Source organism: Streptomyces sp. NPDC002817 (assembly GCF_053592055.1).
Genome location: NZ_JBSFUY010000012.1, coordinates 148471 through 166285, shown reverse-complemented (window position 1 = coordinate 166285; position 17815 = coordinate 148471). Strand labels below are relative to the sequence as shown.

The window sequence follows — 17815 nt, the reverse complement described above, 5'->3', positions numbered from 1 at the left end:
GAGGGTTCTTGAAAGGTTCCAAGAAACGTTCCGAGAGAGCTTCTGTATGAAACGATTCAAGAGGGGAAGTTATGAGCCGTCCGCAGAGGTGTCAAGCCCTGCGACCAAGCCTGTTGCTCGTGACCCGGCTGTGACCTATGTGCATCGAAAGTTTTTCGACACGAACCCATTGACGTGACATGCACTGCATGCCTAACGTCCCGGCAACCAAGTTGAAACCTTTCACGACGCCGTGAGGCAGGGCCCGGGCGTCGTCGAGGAGCCCCTCATGACCCACCCGTCCGACGCGGGTCCCGCCCCGGTGCTGGCGCTCAAGGACATCTCGAAGTCCTTCGGCGCCGTACGCGCCCTGCGGGACGTGTCCCTGGAGCTGTTCCCCGGCGAAGTGCACGCACTCGCCGGAGAGAACGGCGCGGGCAAGTCGACCCTCATCAAGACCCTCGCGGGGGTGCACCGGCCGGACGCCGGCCAGGTGCTGCTCGACGGCGCGCCCGTCGTCTTCCACGGCCCCGGCGACGCCCGCGACGCCGGCATCGCCGTGATCTACCAGGAGCCCACCCTCTTCCCCGACCTCTCGATCGCCGAGAACATCTTCATGGGCCGCCAGCCCCGGCGCGCTCTCGGCCGCATCGACCACAAGGCCACCCACGCGGCGACAGCCGCCCTGATGCAGCGGCTGGGCGTCGAACTCGACCCCGACCGCCCCGCACGCGGCCTGTCCATCGCGGACCAGCAGATCGTCGAGATCGCCAAGGCGCTCTCCTTCGACGCCCGCGTCCTGATCATGGACGAACCGACCGCGGCCCTGACCGGCAGCGAGGTCGCCCGGCTCTTCGGAGTCGTACGCACCCTGCGCGAACAGGGCGCCGCGGTGCTGTTCATCTCCCACCGGCTGGAGGAGATCTTCCAGATCTGCCGGCGGGTGACCACGCTGCGCGACGGCGCCTGGATCGCCAGTGAGCCGATCGAGGGCATGACCGAGGACGACCTCGTCCGCCGGATGGTCGGCCGCGACCTCGACGAGCTCTACCCCAAGCAGGACGTCGAGGCGGGCGAGGTGGCGCTCAGCGTGCGCCGGCTGACCCGGGAGGGCGTCTTCACCGACGTCTCCTTCGATGTGCGGCGCGGTGAGATCGTCGGCCTCGCCGGACTGGTCGGCGCCGGCCGCACCGAGGTCGCCCGGGCCGTCTTCGGCATCGACCGCTGGGACGCGGGGGAGGTCGACGTCGACGGCAAGGCCCTGACGAACGGAGCCCCCTCCACCGCCATGGCCTCCGGGCTCGCCCTCGTCCCCGAGGACCGGCGCGCCCAGGGCCTGGTGATGGACATGTCCATCGAGCGCAACATCGGCCTCACCGGACTCCGTACGACCGTGAAGGCCGGCCTGATGGACCGCGGCGCCGAGCGCAGCCGCTCCCTCGACTGGGCGGTCAAGCTCCAGGTGAAGTACGCCCGCATCGCCGACACGGTCAACACCCTGTCCGGCGGCAACCAGCAGAAGGTCGTCCTCGCCAAGTGGCTGGCCACCGGCCCCAAGGTGCTGATCGTCGACGAGCCCACCCGTGGCATCGACGTCGGTACCAAGGCCGAGGTGCACCGGCTGCTCAGCGAACTCGCCGCCGACGGAGTGGCCGTCCTGATGATCTCCTCCGACCTGCCCGAGATCCTCGGCATGGCCGACCGCGTGCTGGTGATGCACGAGGGCCGCCTCACCGCCGAGATCCCGCGCTCCGAAGCCACCGAGGAAACCGTGATGGCCGCAGCCACGGGGAGGGCCGCCGCATGACGGTGACCACCACCGACAAGACCCCCGTCGCCGAGGTGCCCAAGTCCAGCGGCACCCGCCTGGTCGACCGGGTCTTCAAGATGCGCGAACTCGCCATCCTGGTCGTCTTCCTGGTGATGATCGGCATCACCCAGGCCGGCAACAGCGAGTTCCTGTCCGAGCAGGGCATCAAGGACCTCCTGCTCAACGCGACCATCCTGGTGCTGGTCGCCACCGGCCAGTCGCTCGTCGTCATCACCCGCAACGTCGACCTGTCCGTCGGCTCCACCCTCGGCATCAGCGCCTTCGCCGCCGGTACGTATCTCCAGGGCGGCGGCAACTCCGTCGTGGCGATCGCGCTCGCGGTCCTGCTCGGCATCGGCTGCGGACTGGTCAACGGACTGCTCGTCAGCCTCGGTCAGGTCCCCGCGCTCGTCGTCACCCTCGGCACGCTCTACATCATCCGCGGCATCGACTCCATCTGGGTCGGCTCACGTCAGATCACGGCGGCCAACCTCCCGGACGGCTTCATCGACTTCGGCTCCGGCGGCATCTCGGCGGTGCCGTACCTGGCGCTCATCGCGCTGGCGGTGCTGGTGGCCACCGCGTACTACCTCAAGCACTTCGGCAGCGGCCGTGAGCTGTACGCCCTCGGTTCCAACCCCGAGGCCGCCCGGCTCGCCGGCATCCCCGTCCGCAAGCGGATCCTCGCCGCGTACACCTTCTGCGGGGCCCTCGCCGGACTCGCCGGCGCGATGTACCTGGCCCGGTTCGGCAACGTCGACTCCGGCACCGGCACCGGCTACGAACTCACCGTCGTCAGCGCGGTCGTGGTCGGCGGCGTCGTCTTCACCGGCGGCTCCGGCAGCGTCTACGGCGCCGCCCTCGGCGCCCTGCTGCTGACCTCCATCAACAGCGTGCTGCCCGCCCTCGGCGTCAGCTCCGTGTGGGTGCTCGCCATCAACGGCATCCTGCTCATCCTCGCCATCGCGGTCGACCGGGTCGTCGCGCTGCGCGTGGCCTCGGCCCTGAAGAAGAGGAACGCCCGCCATGCCTGAGTCCCTCAGCCGCGCGATCCGGTGGGACACGATCGTCGGCGCCGTCCTGATCGTCGTGCTCCTGCTGTCCTTCGGAACGGTCGACGGTTTCGGAAACGCCTTCAACCTGTCGTTCCTGATCGGCAGCACCCTTCCGATCGCCCTGATCGCCCTGCCCATGACCCTCCTGGTCGTCTCGGGCGAGATCGATCTCTCGGTCGCCTCCACCGCCGGTCTCTCCGGCGCCGTGATGGGCGCCCTGTGGAACCAGGGCATGACGATCGAGACGATCATCCCGATCTGCCTGCTGCTCGGCGTGGTCTGCGGTCTCGTCAACGGACTGCTCGTCACCCGGCTCGGGCTGCCCTCCCTCGCCGTCACCATCGGCACCCTCGCCGCCTACCGGGGCATCGCACAGATCGTGCTCGGCTCCGACGCGGTGACCGACTTCCCCACCCAGTACCTGGACTTCGCGTCCGGACGCATCGGGGACACCTTCATCCCGTACGCCTTCCTGCCCTTCCTGGTGCTGTTCGCGATCGCCCTGGTCGTCCTGCACGCCACCCCGTTCGGACGGTCCACGTTCGCGATCGGCGCGAGCGAGGAGGCCGCGCGGTTCGCCGGCATCCGGGTCAAGCGGCAGAAGCTGATCCTGTTCACGGTGACCGGCCTGATGGCCTCGCTCACCGGGATCTTCTGGGCGTTCCACTACGCGAGCGCCCGCTATGACAACGCGACCGGGCTCGAACTGTCCGTCATCGCGGCGGTGCTGCTCGGCGGCATCGACTTCGACGGCGGCAAGGGCACGCTGGGCGGCGCCATCGCCGGGGTGTTCCTGCTCGGCGCCCTTCAGAACGTGATGAGCCTCCAGGACGTCTCCGCACAGTCGCAGATCGTCGTCACCGGCATCCTTCTCGTCCTCTCCGTGCTGGGCCCCCGGGTCGCACGCCAGATCGCGGTGGCGAGGGCGGGCCGCAGAGCCGCCTCGACTCCGACCTCGTAAATCCGCTCACCCCCGTAAAGGACCATCATCATGCGCAAGTCGTCTCTCCGTCGTAGCTGTGCGGCCCTCGCCGCCGGAACCTCCCTGGCCCTGGCCCTGACCGCCTGTGGCGGCACCACCAAGAAGGACGTGGCGGACGAGGGTGCCTCGGCCGCCTCCACCGCCAAGGCGGACCCGAACGCGGCCACCAAGAAGGGCCTGACCGTCGGCTTCCTGCCCAAGCAGGTCAACAACCCCTACTTCACCTCCGCCGACAAGGGCGGCGAGGCGGCCCTGAAGGAGCTGGGCTCCAGCTACAAGGAGGTCGGCCCGTCCAACGCCACCGACACCGCCGGGCAGGTGAGCTACGTCAACACGCTCACCCAGCAGCAGGTCGACGCGATGGCCATCTCCGCGCAGGACCCGGGCGCCCTGTGCACCGCGACCAAGCAGGCCATGAAGAACGACATCAAGGTCGTCACCTACGACTCCGACACCAAGGCCGACTGCCGCAACGCCTTCGTCTCGCAGGCCTCCGCCGAGGACCTCGGCCGCACCGAGGTGCAGCTGCTCGCCGAACAGATCGACTACAAGGGCGAGATCGCGATCCTGTCCGCCGCGCAGACGGCGACGAACCAGAACACCTGGATCGACTTCATGAAGGACGAGCTGAAGGACCCCAAGTACAAGGACATCAAGCTCGTCAAGACCGCGTACGGCAACGACGACGCCCAGCAGTCCTTCCAGCAGACCCAGGGCCTGCTCCAGGAGTACCCGAACCTGAAGGGGATCATCTCCCCGACCACCGTCGGCATCAAGGCGGCGGCCCAGTACCTGTCGGGCTCCAAGTACAAGGGCAAGGTCAAGCTGACCGGCCTCGGCACCCCCAACGACATGCGCAAGTACGTCAAGAACGGCACCGTCGAGGCGTTCGAGCTGTGGGACCCCTCGAAGCTCGGCGCGCTGGCCGCGCAGACGGCCGTGGCGCTGGTCTCGGGCCAGATCACCGGTAAGGAAGGCGAGACCTTCGAGGCCGGCGGCACCACCTACACCATCGGCAAGGACGGCGTGATCAACCTCGGCAAGCCGACCGTGTTCAACGCCAAGAACATCGACCAGTTCAACTTCTAGGCCCCTCTGTCCCGCTGGGAGCTGGTACTTCATGCAGCGCGTCTGTTTCCTGCTCAAGGTCCGTCAGGACAAGCTCGCCGAGTACCGCGAACGGCACGCCGCCGTGTGGCCGGAGATGCTCGAAGCACTCTCGGCCACCGGCTGGCACAACTACTCGCTCTTCCTCAGAGATGACGGCCTGCTGGTCGGCTACCTGGAGACCGAGGACTTCCAGGCCGCTCTCGACGGCATGGAGGCCGCCGAGGTCAACGCCCGCTGGCAGGCCGAGATGGCCCCGTTCTTCGAATCCCTCGACGGATCCCGCCCGGACGAGGCGATGAAACCGCTCACCGAAGTGTTCCACCTCGCCTGATCCCACCCGCGCTTCCCGCTCGCCGACAATGGAGTCCCCCGAGATGAAGAGACGTACGCTGCTGGGCGCCGCCCTCGCCGGTGCCGTGATGACCCCCGCCCTCGGCGCCGGCACCGCCCGCGCCGCCGACCCCGGCCCCTCGGTCACCCGGACCGGCAGCACCACGCTCGACAGCCAGGCCGTCTTCTTCGTCTCCTACGACGGCCTGGTCAACAACAACTCGTTCCAGAAGAACGGCCTGTTGACCTACAAGGGCTACCAGTACGCCGTCTGGTACACCGCCGACAAGAACGCCGTCGTAGGACGCCGCGTCCTCGGCGGCAGCACCTGGTCGACGGTCAAGGTCGGTCACACCCTCAAGGCCAGCGACTCCCACAACGTCATCTCCATGGGCGTCTCCAAGGTCGACGGCCGCCTCCACCTCAACATGGATTCCCACAGCGACGGCTTCACCTACGTCAAGTCGGTGGCCGGGCTCATGGACAACCCGTCCGGACTGAGCTGGACCACGAGCCGCTTCGGCGCACCGCAGTCCACCCTCGACGGCCTCGCCCTCACCTCGCAGTTCACCTACCCGCAGTTCGTCTCCACTCCCGACGGCAAGCTCCAGCTCAGCTACCGCGTCGCCATATCCGGCAACGGCCGCAACGCCCTCGCGGAGTACGACGGTTCGACCTGGACGAACCTCGGCGAGTGGTCCAGCTCCACCGGCACCTACACCAGCGAGCACGGCTCCTCGACGGCCCGCAACATGTACCTGCACGGCATCGACTACGACGTCAACGGCCGACTGCACTCCTTCTTCACCTGGCGAGAGCAGAACGGCGCCGTGATGTGCTCCAGCGGCGGCATCACCAACCACGACACCGGCTACGTCTACTCCGACGACCGCGGCCGCACCTGGCGCAACAACGCCGGCACCGTCGTCGGCACCACCGGCGGCTCCGACAAGGTCGCCGTCACCGACTCCGGTCTCGTCATCGACGCGCTCAACCCGGACCACTCCCTGATGAACCAGGAGAGCCAGGCCACCGACTCCGCCGGCCGGCCGCACGCGATCATCAGTTACGTGCCCGGTCGCTTCGGCCAGTGCACCACCAACTACGTGTCCGACCGCACCGCGAACGGCCGGGCGTTCCACGTCCGCAAGAACGCGTCGGGCACCTGGCAGAAGACCGAGATACCGGTGGTACTGGGTTCCAGCCAGCGCACCAGGCTGGTCCTGGACAAGTACAACAACGCCTACGCGATCTTCCCGTTCGGCCGGATCGCCGGAGCCTCCGCGGCCTCCGGATACACCGACTGGAAGATCCTCTTCGACGGCAGCGGTCTCAACGCGTTCGGCGAGGTTGTGATCGACGAGATGCGGATCAAGGCCGACAACGTCCTGTCCGTCATGTACCAGGAGAAGTCCAGCGGTACGACGCCCTCGGCACTGCACGTCGTCGACTTCGCGCTTCCCGCCTGACCGAAGTCGTCCTGGGGCGGCGTGCCGGTAATGTGAAGGCCTGCCCGCCGCTCCTTGTTCACCTGGAGGTCCCTGCCCGATGGCCCAGTCGGTGGGTATCAAGGACGTCGCCCGTGCCGCCGGAGTCTCGGTGGGCACGGTGTCGAACGTGATCAATCGTCCGGACTCCGTCGCCACCGAGACCCGGGCCCGGGTCCTGTCCGCGATCGACCGGCTCGGTTACGTCCGCAGCGAGTCCGCGCGCCAGCTGCGCGCGGGCCGTAGCCGGATCATGGGGCTGCTCGTCCTCGACATGGGCAACCCGTTCTTCGTGGACGTCGCGCGCGGCGCCGAGCGGGCCGCCCGGGACGCCGGGCTCGGCGTGATGGTCTGCAACAGCGCGCAGAGCCCCGGCGAGGAGGCCGAGTACCTCTCGCTCTTCGCCGAGCAGCGGGTCCGGGGCGTCCTGCTCACCCCCGCCGACGCGACGGGCCGCAACATCGAGAGCTTCCGGCGCCACGGCATCCCCTTCGTCCTCGTCGACCGCGTCGCCGAGGGGACCACGGAGTGCTCCGTCTCCGTCGACGACGTCGCGGGCGGCGCCCTCGCCGTACGCCATCTCATCGACGCCGGGCACCGCTCCATCGCGTACGTCAGCGGCCCGCCCGGCTTCAACCAGGTCCGCGACCGTCGCACCGGCGCCCTCAACGCGCTCGCCGAGGCCGGCCTCGCCCCCGAGGTGCTGCGCGAACTGCCCACCGAACGCCTCGACGTATCGGCCGGACGGGACGCCGGCGCCCGCCTCCTCGGCCTCGCCGACCGCCCCACCGCCGTCTTCTGCGCCAACGACCTCCTGGCCCTCGGTGTGCTCCAGGCGATGTACGCGGCCGGGATAAACGTCCCCGACGACCTCGCCATCGTCGGCTACGACGACATCGAGTTCGCCGCCGCCGCGGCCGTCCCCCTCACCTCGGTCCGCCAGCCCGCCGTCACCATGGGAGCCCTGGCCGCGGAACTGCTGCTGGAGGAGACGGAGGCGGAGACCGTGACGCGCCGGCACGAGCACCGGCGGGTGGTGCTCCAGCCGGAACTGGTCGTACGGCGATCGAGTCTCTCCGCCCGCTGATCCACCGGTCAGTACGATTTCATGATCCCGGGGATCGGATATCGGACGGACATGTGCTGAACTGGGACGCGCCTGAAGTAGTCCGTCCGTCCCGGGAGCCCTGTTGACCGCGACCTACCGCCAGCCCGGCGTCGTCCTCACCGACCGCCGCTTCACCGTGCCGCTCGACCACGACGACCCCACGGGGGAGACGATCGAGCTCTACGCCCGTGAGGTGGTCGCCGGCGACAAGGCGCAGCAGAACCTGCCGTGGCTGGTCTATCTCCAGGGCGGACCCGGCTTCGGCGCGAACCGCTTCGTCGGCAGGCCCGCCTGGCTCGGCCGTGCCCTCAAGGAGTTCCGTGTCCTGCTCCTGGACCAGCGCGGCACCGGCCACTCCACGCCCGCCAACCGGCAGACGCTCCCGCTGCGCGGCGGCCCCGCCCAGCAGGCCGACTACCTCACGCACTTCCGCGCCGACTCGATCGTCCGCGACTGCGAGGCGATCCGCCCCCGGCTCACCGGCGGCGCCCCCTGGACCGTTCTCGGCCAGAGCTTCGGCGGCTTCTGCGCGGTGAACTACCTCTCCAGCGCCCCCGAGGGCCTCAGCGCCGCCGTGATCACCGGTGGCCTGCCCTCCCTCGACGCCCACGCCGACGACGTCTACCGTGCCGCCTTCCCGCGCATCGAGCGCAAGGTCGCCGCGCACTACGCCCGCTACCCGCAGGACGTCGAGCGCGCCCGCCGTATCGCCGACCATCTCCTCCACCACGAGGTGACCCTGCCGAACGGCTACCGCCTCACCGTCGAGGCCTTCCAGTCCCTCGGCATCCTCCTCGGCGGCGGCGAGGGCAGCCACCGTCTGCACTTCCTCCTGGAAGAAGCCTTCGTCCGCACCCCGAACGGCCCGGCGCTCGCCGACGCCTTCCAGGAAGAGGTCCAGGGCCTCCTCTCGTACGCGGGCCACCCGCTCTACGCCCTCGTCCACGAGGCGATCTACGGCCAGGACGCCCGGCCCACGAACTGGTCGGCCGAGCGCGTGCGCACCGAGTTCCCGCAGTTCGACGCCGCCAAGACGCTCGCGGGCGACGGACCGCTGCCGTTCACCGGCGAGTCCGTCCACCCCTGGATGTTCGAGACCGACCCGGCGCTGCGCCCGCTGCGCGAGACCGCCGAACTCCTCGCCGCCCGCACCGACTGGACACCGCTGTACGACAGTGCCCGGCTCGCCGCCAACGAGGTCCCCGTCGCCGCGGCCGTCTACCACGACGACATGTACGTCGACACCGCCCACTCCCTGGACACCGCCCGCTCGATCCGCGGCCTGCGCACCTGGGTCACCGACGAGTTCGAGCACGACGGCGTGCGGGCCGGCGGCCCCCGCGTCCTGGACCGGCTGCTGGCGCTCGCACGCGACGAGGCATGATGCCGGAGGCGCGGAATAGTCTCGGAGCATGACAGAGCCGACGACCACTCAGCTTCTGCCCATGCCCGAGGACTGGCGACGCGCCCTCGCGGTCGTGGCCCACCCGGACGACCTGGAGTACGGCTGCTCGGCCGCGATCGCCGCCTGGACCGACGGCGGCCGAGAGGTCGCCTACGTCCTCGCGACCCGCGGCGAGGCAGGCATCGACACCCTGGAGCCCGACAAGTGCGGTCCGCTGCGTGAGCGGGAGCAGCGGGCCGGCGCGGCGGTCGTCGGGGTGTCGACGGTGGAGTTCCTCGACCACAAGGACGGCGTGATCGAGTACGGCCTCGCCCTGCGCCGCGACATCGCCGCCGCGATCCGCCGCCACCGGCCGGAGCTGGTGATCACCCTCAACCACCGCGACACCTGGGGCGGCGTCGCCTGGAACACCCCGGACCATGTCGCGGTGGGCCGCGCGACCCTGGACGCGGCCGCCGACGCCGGCAACCGCTGGATCTTCCCGGACCTGCTGGACCAGGGCCTGGACCCGTGGAACGGCGTCCGCTGGGTGGCCGTCGCGGGTTCGTCGACCCCCACCCACGCGGCGGACGCCTCGGCCGGCCTGGAGCGCGCGGTGCGCTCGCTGCTCGAACACCGCACGTACATCGAGGCGTTGACGAGCGAGGACCCGGAGACGTATGCGAGAGGCTTTCTGACCGGAAACGCCGCGGCGACGGGAGAGCGGTTCGGCGGGAAGCCGGCCGTGGCGTTCGAACTGTTCGGCCGGTAGCGGGAACCGACACCCCTGTACGTGTGTGCGAGCGGCGCCGCTATCCTCGTTCGACCGATGACCAGGGCGACCGCGCCCGTACGCAGGACGAGGGACCCGGAGTTGAGTCGGATACGTGTCGCGCTGGGGCTCGGCGCGGTGGCCATGGGGACGGCGTGGGCGGTCGGCGGAGTGGCGGGACTGCGGGATGTCGCAGGCGTTCTCCTGATCGCGGTGCCGGCGTTGCTGGCCCTGGCCGGTGCCGCGCTGGTGCTTCGGGCAGCCGTGCCGCACGGCCAACTCGCCGGGCCGCTGACGCTCATGGGCGTGGGTATCGGTGTGCTCGTGCTGCGGTTCGACGTCCCGCAACTGCCGGAACTGTCGGGTCAGGCGCCGACCGCGCTGATCCTGGGGGGAGTCTTCGTGGCGTTGTTCCGCGGGCGGTCGGGGTCTGGTCTCGACATCGGGGTCAGGCGCTACACCTCGCTGCTGTATCCACACGTGCACACTGTGCTGGAGGGCAGGGCGCCCAAGAAGCTCATTCTGCGTGCCCTCTTGTTCGGCGCGGTCGACATCGATCTGTCACGCTGCGAGTTTCCCTTCGAAGCGCGCCTGGTCGTGGATGTCACGGTGTTGTGGGCCCGTGTCCGCCTCAAGGTGCCGGCCGACTGGACGGTCCTGGCGGGTCGCGTCGAACTCACCTCGGGGGTGCTGTTCGACGGGCGTCTCTCCGAGCCTGCCTTCGCGTCTCCGCAGCCGTCGGCGGACGAGGAGAGGACTGTCGTGGTGAACGTCCAGGGGCTAGGCGGAGTTGTCTCCCTGACCCGGGGATCCTGACGCCGGGAAACCGGGCGGGGGCTCCGGGTGTTTGTAGGCGATGCCTGGAAGGTTGTCCTTGGCGAGCACCTCGCGGCGGGCGAAGAACCTCGTGAGTGTCGTGTTCTGCTTGTGCTCCTCCGCGGGTGTGTCGGGGAGCTTCAGATGGAGAGCCGTGAGCATGTCGAACCGGTGCAGGTCGAAGGCTGCCGCGAGCAACTGCCGGTGCCCCGTGGCCACCCGCATCGCTCCGCGGTAGGCCCCGACGCTCAGCAGCGCGGTGGCGACGGGTGCCAGACTCCATGTATCGAGACGGCCCAGCAGAGGTGAGCCGGCCAGGGTGCCGAGCCCGAAGCACACACTCAGCGCGCAGGTGGTGTCGAGCAGGTCCAGCTGCTGGTTGATGGCGGTCGCCAGCTTGGGGGACAACTGCGGATACAGGCGTGCGGAGACTGTCGGCAGATCCAGCCCGTACCTTCTGCCGCTGTCGTCCTCGGCCTCTCGCAGGATGTTTCCGAGCATGGTCGGCATCAGCCGGTCGTGGTCCGCACCCAATGGGCCGGGAACGGGATGCGGACCGCTGGGATAGCGCAGGGCCTGGCGCCTGGCCTGGGCGGCGAGACGGCCCGCATGTCGTCTTCTGCGGGCGAGACACACCACCTCCTGGAAGTCGGTTCCCGGTTCGTCGACCACCACCAGTTCCTTGACCACCCCGGCCGTGCTCAGACGGCGCCGGTGCCGCTCGGTGGCGAGCGCCGCGGCCGTGGCCGGAAGCGCGCGGCTGTGCCAGTACCCCTCGAGCATCTGCACCAGAGTGACCTGGAACGGGCGCAGAAGCAGGCCGGCGAGGAGACATGCGAAGGCCGCGAAGGCCAACCAGCCGGGATTCTCCTTGGCGTCATGCGCGAGTCGGCCGACCTGGATGCGGTCTCCGGCGTAGGCACCGGACATGATCAGCGCGGTGACATACCCGGTCAGCACGGTGATCGGCAGCACGCTCACCAAGGTGAAACGGGCACCCCCGAGAGCCTTGCCCACAGCCTGCGAAACCCCGGACAGCACAGGGCTCACCCTCCCGAATCGGACGGCCGGACCGGCTCCATGCGCGCGTTGCACTTCTGACAGCGTGGGGCTGGGGGTTTCGTGTCGTAGGAATGCGCCCACTTGCAGGTGGACTTCGAACACCGGTAGTCCCAGCCGGAGCCCGCGTCTTCACCGCGGGACAGGTCGGGGTCGCCGTAGCGCGTCACGAGCACGCCCAGCACCGCGACTAGGCGAACCCCCAACGCGACGCGGAACCGAACGTGCACCTCGTGCTCCCCCGGGCGGAACGGCAGTGCGCACAGTATGCGGCGTGTACATGCCTCCCGGTAAGACGTCTCCGCGCTCTGCCTCAGGCGGCCACGACAGGCATCCCGACCACACGCCGCGGGCTCACCACCCGTCCGTCCGGGAGGAGTTCAGCAGTGTCGTCGAAGACGATCGTGCCGTTGCACAGCAGGTGCCAGCCCTGTTCGGGGTGGGACGACACGATGATCGCGGCGTGGTGGTTCGTGCTGTCGGCGGTGGGGCACGCGGGCTGGTGGCTGCACATGACGTCTCTCCACGGTCTTCGGCGGGGTGGTTCTCCTGTTTCCGTCGGCCTGCTTCTCAGTGGTAGCCGACTTTGTTCTCTTGTATGCAGAGACCCCCACAGGGCGAGAAATTCATCGGTGAGGTTTGTTCCGTATGCTGGAAACATGCAAGATCACATAGTCGGCCCCGCCGATCTGCGCGGCGACTGCGCGAGCTGCTTCGGGCTGTGCTGCGTAGCCCTGCCCTTCACGGCGTCGAAGGACTTCGCCGTGGACAAGCAGGCCGGGAAGGCCTGCTCGAACCTGCAGGACGACCACCGCTGCGGCATCCACGCCCGGCTGCGGCAGAAGGGCTTCACCGGCTGCACGGTCTACGACTGCTTCGGCGCCGGACAGAAGGTCTCGCAGGTCACCTTCGGCGGCCGGGACTGGCGCACGGGCCCGCGCGAGGACGCCCGCCGCATGTTCGACGTGTTCCCGGTCGTCCGCCAGCTGCACGAGCTGCTCTGGTACCTCACCGAGGCCCTCACCCTGCCCGCCGCCCGCCCGGTCCACGCCGACCTGCGCCGCATCCTGGAGCGAACGGAGCAGCTCACGCGCCAAACCCCCGAGGAACTGGGCGTGTTGGACGTGGGCGCGCACCGCCAGGACGTCAACGTGCTCCTGTTGAGGACCAGCGAACTGGTCCGTGCGGGCACCCGCGGCAAGAAGAAGGACCGCCGGGGCGCCGACCTGATGGGCGCCCGCCTCAAGGGCGCCGACCTGCGCGGTGCCGACCTCCGTGGCGCCTACCTCATCGCCGCCGACCTCACCGGCGCCGATCTGCGCGGCGCGGACCTGATCGGTGCCGACCTGCGCGACACCGACCTCACGGACGCCGATCTGACCGACGCGTTCTTCCTGACCCAGCCGCAGCTGAACGCGGCGAGCGGGAACGCGGGCACGAGGTTGCCGGAATCCGTCACCCGCCCCGGGCACTGGACGCGGCCCTGAGGGCAGCTCGGTTCGGCCACCGACCGGGTACGACGAGGGGCTCTGCCTGCGCACGCGGCGAAACCGTGCGAAGAGCCCGACCGCGTCGGCCCGGCTCAGTCACCGGCCCCACGCACAGGACACCGAGGCTCTGAAACCGCAGTCTCCGCCTCCTCCACGGCCGCCCGCCCCGCCGGCGCCGGCACGTTCCGCCGCTCCAGTCGCAGGCGCAGCCCCTCCGGCATCAACGTCAGCCGCTCCGTCACCCGCAACCGGTATTCCGGGTCGGCCCCCAGTTCGTACCGGCGCAGCAGCAGACCCAGCACCAGCGTGGCCTCGTGCAGCGCGAACTGCCGGCCGATGCACGCCCGGGCCCCCGTGCCCCACGGCTTGAAGGCGTGCGGGGCCCGGTTCCGTACGGCCTTCGGGTCGAACCGGTCCGGGTCGAACCGCTCGGCGTCCGCGCCCCACACCTCGGGATCACGGTGCAGCATCGGTGTGAGGACCAGCGTCCACGCACCCCGCCGCATCGGATGCCGCCCGGCGAGCACCGTGTCGTCGAGTGCCTCGCGGGCGAAGGCGGGCGCCGTCGGCCACAGCCGCAGCGACTCGTCCAGCACCCGGCGCACGTAGCGCAGCTTGGCCACCTGGTCGTAGCCGGGCACGGCCGTGTCGCCCCACACCCGGTCCACCTCGGCACGCGCGCGTGCCGCGACGTCGGGGTGCCGGGAGAGGTAGTGCAGGGCGAAGGAGAGCGCACCCGAGGTGGTCTCGTGGCCCGCCACCAGGAAGGTGATCACCTGGCGCCGGACGTTCTCCGCGGACAGCCGCTCCCCGGTCTCCGGGTGGGCCGTCTCCAGCATCCGGTCCAGCAGGTCCCCGTCCCCGCCTCCGCTCGCCGTACGACGCTCCTGGACCAGCTCGTCGACCGTCCGGTTCAGATGGGCGATGTCGGCCTCGTTGCGCCGCGCCGCCTCCCGCAACAACCCCGGCCAGGGCACCGAGTTCAGCCGCTGCGCGTACGTCAGCGTGCCCACCATCGCCGTGATGAACGGATGCGGCCGGTCCCGCTCGAAGGAACCGAAGTCGTGCCCGAACCCGGTCCGGGCGATCGTCTCCAGCGTCAGCTTGGTCATGTCCCCGGGAACGTCCACCGTGCGGTCCGCCGCGGTCTCCCGGTCCCAGTGGTCGGTCAGGCGCTCGGCCACGGCCAGCATCATCGGGTGGTAGGCCGCCATCGCCTCACGGCTGAAGCCCGGTGCCAGCACATCGTGCGCCAGCTGCCAGTTGGGCTCGTGGTTGTACGCCGTGAACAGCCCGTCCCCGACGACCGGCCGCAGATTGGCGATGCCGAGCCCCACGTGCTTGGCGAAGCGCGTCTCGTCGGCGAGGTCGGCCGCGAGTTCGGCGCCCCACACGAACACGAACTCCCGGTTGAAGGCCTTGCGCCGGTAGATCGGCCCCAGCATGCGGGCGTACTTGACGGAGTCCTGCAGCGGTGTGCGCCGGTTGGCGCCGAGTACATCGCCGAGGAGGGGGAGCCGGCGCGGCGGGTGGGGGATGCGGTGCAGCTCCGGCCAGCCGTGCTCCGCGCTGCGGAACCCCTTGGGCAGAGCGGTCCCTGTCGTCGTCCTCGCCATGACGCCATCTCCCTTGAAACACCCGCGGATTGAGCGTGTTGTACGTGAGTTCAATAGCGTGAATCAGTCTGATCCCGTTGTTGAACCGGCGTCAAGTAAAGTGCTGCCATGGCCGCCGAGCAGGGCGCACGCACACGCCGTCGACTCAGTACCGAGGAGCGCCGTGAGCAGCTCCTCGCCGTCGGCGCGCGACTGTTCTCGGAGAGTCCGTACGACGACGTGTGGATCGAGCGCGTCGCCGAGATCGCCGGGGTCTCGCGCGGGCTGCTGTACCACTACTTCCCGACCAAGCGGGATTTCTTCGCGGCGGTCGTCGAGCGGGAGAGCGTACGGATGCTGCGGATGACCGCGGCCGTGCCCGGTGTCCCCGCGCGCGAACAGCTGACCGCCGGACTCGACACGTTCCTGGGGTACGTCGAGACCCACGCGCACAGCTACCGTGCCTTCCATCGGGCCGACGCGGCGGGGGACCAGGCCGTGCGCAAGGTCTACCGGCGGGCACTGGCGGCGCAGGAGCGGCAGATCCTGGCCGCGCTGGCCGCGGACCCGGAGTTCGGTGCGCTCCTCGATGCGCGGCCCGACACCAGGCTCGCCGTGCGCGGCTGGCTGGCCTTCACCACCGCCGTCTGTCTGGAGTGGCTGAGGGGTTCGGACCTCTCGCGCGAGCAGGTGCGCGACCTGTGTGCCCGTGCCCTTTTGGGTGTCGTCGCCCCCTGAGTGCGCCTGTGTGCGCTGAAAAGGACCCGTAAAGGATCAGGTCGCCGGTTGGCGTACGTCCCGATCTCGGATAGGTTAGGCAAGGCTTACCTAAGGAGATTCTGGGATGGGTGCTGGGATGGGTGAACAAAGCTGGGCGGCCGCGCCCGCCGCGGCGGAGCGGGCGCGCTCGGTGCTCGCCACCGCGTGGTCCTGCGCGGTGACCGCGGACGGCGGCCGTGAGGAGTTCGTCGGCGCGCACACCGTGACCGAGGACGGCCGGGTGCGGCTTCAGGTGCCGGAGGACAGTGCCCTGCTCGCGGCCGCGATCTGCGCGCCTCGCGGAGAGCCGTCCGCCGTGCTGGAGTTCGCCGACGTCTCGCCCGTCCCCGTGCGCAACCGTATCCGGGCCCGCCTCTGGCTCGCCGGCTGGTTCGTGCCCGAGGACGGCGACCTGGCGTTCCGGGCGACCCGGGTGGTGCTGCGCGAGCCGTCCGGTGCCGTGGTCGTCGACCTCGACGAGTTCGCCGCCGCCGCACCCGACCCGCTGGCCACGGCCGAGGCCCGGCTGCTGACCCACCTCGCCGACTGCCACTCCGACGCGGTCGAGCGGCTCACCCGGCTCGTCGAGCCCGACAGCCTGCACGGCGCCGTGAAGGTCCAGCCGATCGCCGTCGACCGGCACGGACTGACGCTGCGCATCGAGCGCACCCGCGCCCAGGGCGACGTACGCCTGCCGTTCCACCGTCCCGCCGACGACGTCGCGCAGCTCACCGAGCGGATGCACGTCCTGCTCACCCAGGCCAGCGCCGCCTCCTGCCCGCGCGCCCTACAGCGGCAGCGCACAGACGGCGACGGGTGACGCGAACGGCTTTCCCGCGAGCCGCAGTTCACCGCTGTCCGCGTCCACCCGGAACACGCTCACCGTGCTGGAGCGCTGGTTCGCCGCGAACAGCAGCGCTCCGTCCGGCGAGAAGGCGATCTGCCGCGGGAAGTCCCCGGACACCGGCACGGTGTCCAGCAGCCTGAGCCGGGCACCGTCCGCCTCGACCGCGTAGCGCGTGAGGCTGTTGTGGCCCCGGTTGGCGAGGTAGGCGTACGAGCCGTTCGGCGTCACCAGGATCTGTGCCGGGTAACTGGTGCCCGGCCCCGTCCCCGTGGACTGTGCCTCGCCGACGGTGAGGCGGCCGGTCTTCGTGTCGTAGGCGCAGACGGCGACCGTGTTGTCGACCTCGTTGGCCAGGTAGGCGTACCGGCCGTCGGGGTGGAAGGTCAGATGGCGCGGTCCGGCGCCCGGCCGGGTGTGCGCCCGCGCGACCTCGGTGAGCTTCCCCGTCCGCTCGTCGAGCCGATAGGTGTAGACGGTGTCCGTGCCCAGGTCGACGGCGAGGACATGGCCGCCGTCGGGACTCGTGACGATCTGATGGGCATGCGGGCCCTCCTGGCCGGGCCCCGGCTCCGGTGCGGAGTGGGTGACGAGGTCGGCGCGCTCACCGATCGCCCCCGTGTCGTCGATCGGATGCACCGCCACGCTGCCCGAGCCGTAGTTGGCGCTCAGCAGCCAGCGCCCGTCCGGATGCACCGACACATGACAGGGCGCACCGCCGCCCGTGCTCCGGCTGCCCAGAACCGTGCGGTCGGACAGCCGTACGGCGGTCACGGCCCCCTGCTCCCGCTCGTTCACCGCGTAGAGCGTGCGGCCGTCGGGATGCGGGGCGAGATACGACGGGTCGCCGACACCGGTGAGAGTCCTGCCGGCGGTCACCTCGCCCGTCGTCGGGTCGTAGGTGGCGAAGCCGATGCCGGTGCCGCCGCCCTCGGCGGAGGTGTAGGTGCCGAGGTGGAGAGGGCGGGGACCGGTGGGCGTCGGTGAGGCGCTGGGGGCGGCTGCCTCAGGAGCCCGGGCCGTCGGAGGCGTCGAGGTTGTGGCGGGCGTCGTAGGCGCCGACACCGCAGAGCCCGGTGACTCGCCGCAGCCCGCCGCCGCGGCCCCCGTCCCCACGAGGGCGGCGACGAATCGCCGCCTGCTCCAGTCACCCCTGCCCATGCACGCACCTCGGATGGTCGGTTGCCTCGGCCGTCACCACCTTGACGCGGACCACCCCTCACGTGCAAACGGCT

At 70.1% G+C, this 17815-nt stretch carries 17 protein-coding genes; 13 read left to right on the top strand and 4 right to left on the bottom strand.

The features are described from left to right. The first annotated feature begins 268 nt into the window (after positions 1–268). From ACWD3I_RS23650 to ACWD3I_RS23605, 10 genes are all read left to right on the top strand, one after another. Positions 269–1786 (top strand): sugar ABC transporter ATP-binding protein, encoded by a 1518-nt coding sequence (locus ACWD3I_RS23650; protein WP_267014141.1) that lies wholly within the window; start codon positions 269–271, stop codon positions 1784–1786. Then, positions 1783–2823, top strand: a complete 1041-nt coding sequence (locus ACWD3I_RS23645) for an ABC transporter permease (protein WP_365399577.1) — start codon at positions 1783–1785, stop codon at positions 2821–2823. Before ACWD3I_RS23650 ends, ACWD3I_RS23645 begins: the two co-directional genes overlap by 4 nt. Then, a complete protein-coding gene (locus ACWD3I_RS23640; protein ID WP_365399580.1) occupies positions 2816–3805 on the top strand; it encodes an ABC transporter permease in 990 nt (329 codons plus the stop codon). Before ACWD3I_RS23645 ends, ACWD3I_RS23640 begins: the two co-directional genes overlap by 8 nt. Before the next feature lie 30 nt (positions 3806–3835). After that, the gene (rhaS, locus tag ACWD3I_RS23635; protein WP_365399582.1) at positions 3836–4915 is read left to right on the top strand and encodes a rhamnose ABC transporter substrate-binding protein; all 1080 of its coding nucleotides are present in this window, start codon (positions 3836–3838) and stop codon (positions 4913–4915) included. Positions 4916–4946: 31 nt separating this feature from the next. After that, positions 4947–5267 carry an L-rhamnose mutarotase gene (locus ACWD3I_RS23630; RefSeq protein ID WP_361490901.1) on the top strand — a complete coding sequence of 107 codons (321 nt, stop codon included), beginning with the start codon at positions 4947–4949 and terminating at the stop codon, positions 5265–5267. A 43-nt stretch (positions 5268–5310) separates the two neighbouring features. Next, a complete protein-coding gene (locus tag ACWD3I_RS23625; protein WP_365399585.1) occupies positions 5311–6735 on the top strand; it encodes a BNR repeat-containing protein in 1425 nt (474 codons plus the stop codon). Positions 6736–6814: 79 nt separating this feature from the next. Next, entirely contained in the window at positions 6815–7840 is a 1026-nt protein-coding gene (locus ACWD3I_RS23620; RefSeq protein ID WP_365399588.1) for a LacI family DNA-binding transcriptional regulator, read from the top strand. Between the two features lie 103 nt (positions 7841–7943). Then, the gene (locus ACWD3I_RS23615) at positions 7944–9245 is read left to right on the top strand and encodes an alpha/beta fold hydrolase (protein ID WP_365399591.1); all 1302 of its coding nucleotides are present in this window, start codon (positions 7944–7946) and stop codon (positions 9243–9245) included. 28 nt (positions 9246–9273) lie between these two features. Further along, positions 9274–10017, top strand: coding sequence for a PIG-L deacetylase family protein (locus tag ACWD3I_RS23610; protein WP_365399594.1), 744 nt, complete (start codon positions 9274–9276; stop codon positions 10015–10017). Between the two features lie 57 nt (positions 10018–10074). After that, on the top strand, positions 10075–10833 hold the full coding sequence (locus tag ACWD3I_RS23605; protein ID WP_365399597.1) for a hypothetical protein: 759 nt from the start codon (positions 10075–10077) through the stop codon (positions 10831–10833). Here ACWD3I_RS23605 and ACWD3I_RS23600 read toward each other — a convergent pair. After that, positions 10798–11808: a hypothetical protein gene (locus ACWD3I_RS23600; protein WP_365399600.1), complete on the bottom strand. Its 1011-nt coding sequence runs from the start codon at positions 11806–11808 to the stop codon at positions 10798–10800. The genes ACWD3I_RS23605 and ACWD3I_RS23600 overlap by 36 nt on opposite strands. 397 nt (positions 11809–12205) lie before the next feature. Next, the gene (locus tag ACWD3I_RS23595) at positions 12206–12406 is read right to left on the bottom strand and encodes a DUF5999 family protein (protein ID WP_365399603.1); all 201 of its coding nucleotides are present in this window, start codon (positions 12404–12406) and stop codon (positions 12206–12208) included. Positions 12407–12551: 145 nt separating this feature from the next. Here ACWD3I_RS23595 and ACWD3I_RS23590 point away from each other — a divergent pair, with 145 nt between their 5' ends. After that, positions 12552–13379 (top strand): pentapeptide repeat-containing protein, encoded by an 828-nt coding sequence (locus tag ACWD3I_RS23590; protein WP_365399606.1) that lies wholly within the window; start codon positions 12552–12554, stop codon positions 13377–13379. Between the two features lie 95 nt (positions 13380–13474). Here the strand turns inward: ACWD3I_RS23590 and ACWD3I_RS23585 are convergent, their stop codons facing one another. After that, positions 13475–14998 carry a cytochrome P450 gene (locus ACWD3I_RS23585; RefSeq protein WP_365399609.1) on the bottom strand — a complete coding sequence of 508 codons (1524 nt, stop codon included), beginning with the start codon at positions 14996–14998 and terminating at the stop codon, positions 13475–13477. A 108-nt stretch (positions 14999–15106) separates the two neighbouring features. Between ACWD3I_RS23585 and ACWD3I_RS23580 the strand changes: the two genes are divergently transcribed. After that, a complete protein-coding gene (locus tag ACWD3I_RS23580; protein ID WP_365399612.1) occupies positions 15107–15715 on the top strand; it encodes a TetR/AcrR family transcriptional regulator in 609 nt (202 codons plus the stop codon). 118 nt (positions 15716–15833) lie between these two features. After that, the gene (locus ACWD3I_RS23575; protein WP_365399615.1) at positions 15834–16556 is read left to right on the top strand and encodes a DUF2470 domain-containing protein; all 723 of its coding nucleotides are present in this window, start codon (positions 15834–15836) and stop codon (positions 16554–16556) included. Here the strand turns inward: ACWD3I_RS23575 and ACWD3I_RS23570 are convergent. Then, complete coding sequence (locus tag ACWD3I_RS23570; protein WP_365399618.1) at positions 16524–17741, bottom strand: lactonase family protein; 1218 nt, start codon at positions 17739–17741, stop codon at positions 16524–16526. The two genes, ACWD3I_RS23575 and ACWD3I_RS23570, sit on opposite strands and share 33 nt — an antisense overlap. Between the last annotated feature and the right edge of the window lie 74 nt (positions 17742–17815).

Excerpts from the sequence above, each read along its gene's own strand:
- ACWD3I_RS23650 (WP_267014141.1), top strand. The coding sequence starts at position 269 with ATGACCCACCCGTCCGACGCGGGTCCCGCCCCGGTGCTGGCGCTCAAG.
- ACWD3I_RS23645 (WP_365399577.1), top strand. The coding sequence starts at position 1,783 with ATGACGGTGACCACCACCGACAAGACCCCCGTCGCCGAGGTGCCCAAG.
- ACWD3I_RS23640 (WP_365399580.1), top strand. The coding sequence starts at position 2,816 with ATGCCTGAGTCCCTCAGCCGCGCGATCCGGTGGGACACGATCGTCGGC.
- rhaS (WP_365399582.1), top strand. The coding sequence starts at position 3,836 with ATGCGCAAGTCGTCTCTCCGTCGTAGCTGTGCGGCCCTCGCCGCCGGA.
- ACWD3I_RS23630 (WP_361490901.1), top strand. The coding sequence starts at position 4,947 with ATGCAGCGCGTCTGTTTCCTGCTCAAGGTCCGTCAGGACAAGCTCGCC.
- ACWD3I_RS23625 (WP_365399585.1), top strand. The coding sequence starts at position 5,311 with ATGAAGAGACGTACGCTGCTGGGCGCCGCCCTCGCCGGTGCCGTGATG.
- ACWD3I_RS23620 (WP_365399588.1), top strand. The coding sequence starts at position 6,815 with ATGGCCCAGTCGGTGGGTATCAAGGACGTCGCCCGTGCCGCCGGAGTC.
- ACWD3I_RS23610 (WP_365399594.1), top strand. The coding sequence starts at position 9,274 with ATGACAGAGCCGACGACCACTCAGCTTCTGCCCATGCCCGAGGACTGG.
- ACWD3I_RS23605 (WP_365399597.1), top strand. The coding sequence starts at position 10,075 with ATGACCAGGGCGACCGCGCCCGTACGCAGGACGAGGGACCCGGAGTTG.
- ACWD3I_RS23595 (WP_365399603.1), bottom strand. The coding sequence starts at position 12,406 with ATGTGCAGCCACCAGCCCGCGTGCCCCACCGCCGACAGCACGAACCAC.
- ACWD3I_RS23590 (WP_365399606.1), top strand. The coding sequence starts at position 12,552 with ATGCAAGATCACATAGTCGGCCCCGCCGATCTGCGCGGCGACTGCGCG.
- ACWD3I_RS23585 (WP_365399609.1), bottom strand. The coding sequence starts at position 14,998 with ATGGCGAGGACGACGACAGGGACCGCTCTGCCCAAGGGGTTCCGCAGC.
- ACWD3I_RS23580 (WP_365399612.1), top strand. The coding sequence starts at position 15,107 with ATGGCCGCCGAGCAGGGCGCACGCACACGCCGTCGACTCAGTACCGAG.
- ACWD3I_RS23575 (WP_365399615.1), top strand. The coding sequence starts at position 15,834 with ATGGGTGAACAAAGCTGGGCGGCCGCGCCCGCCGCGGCGGAGCGGGCG.
- ACWD3I_RS23570 (WP_365399618.1), bottom strand. The coding sequence starts at position 17,741 with ATGGGCAGGGGTGACTGGAGCAGGCGGCGATTCGTCGCCGCCCTCGTG.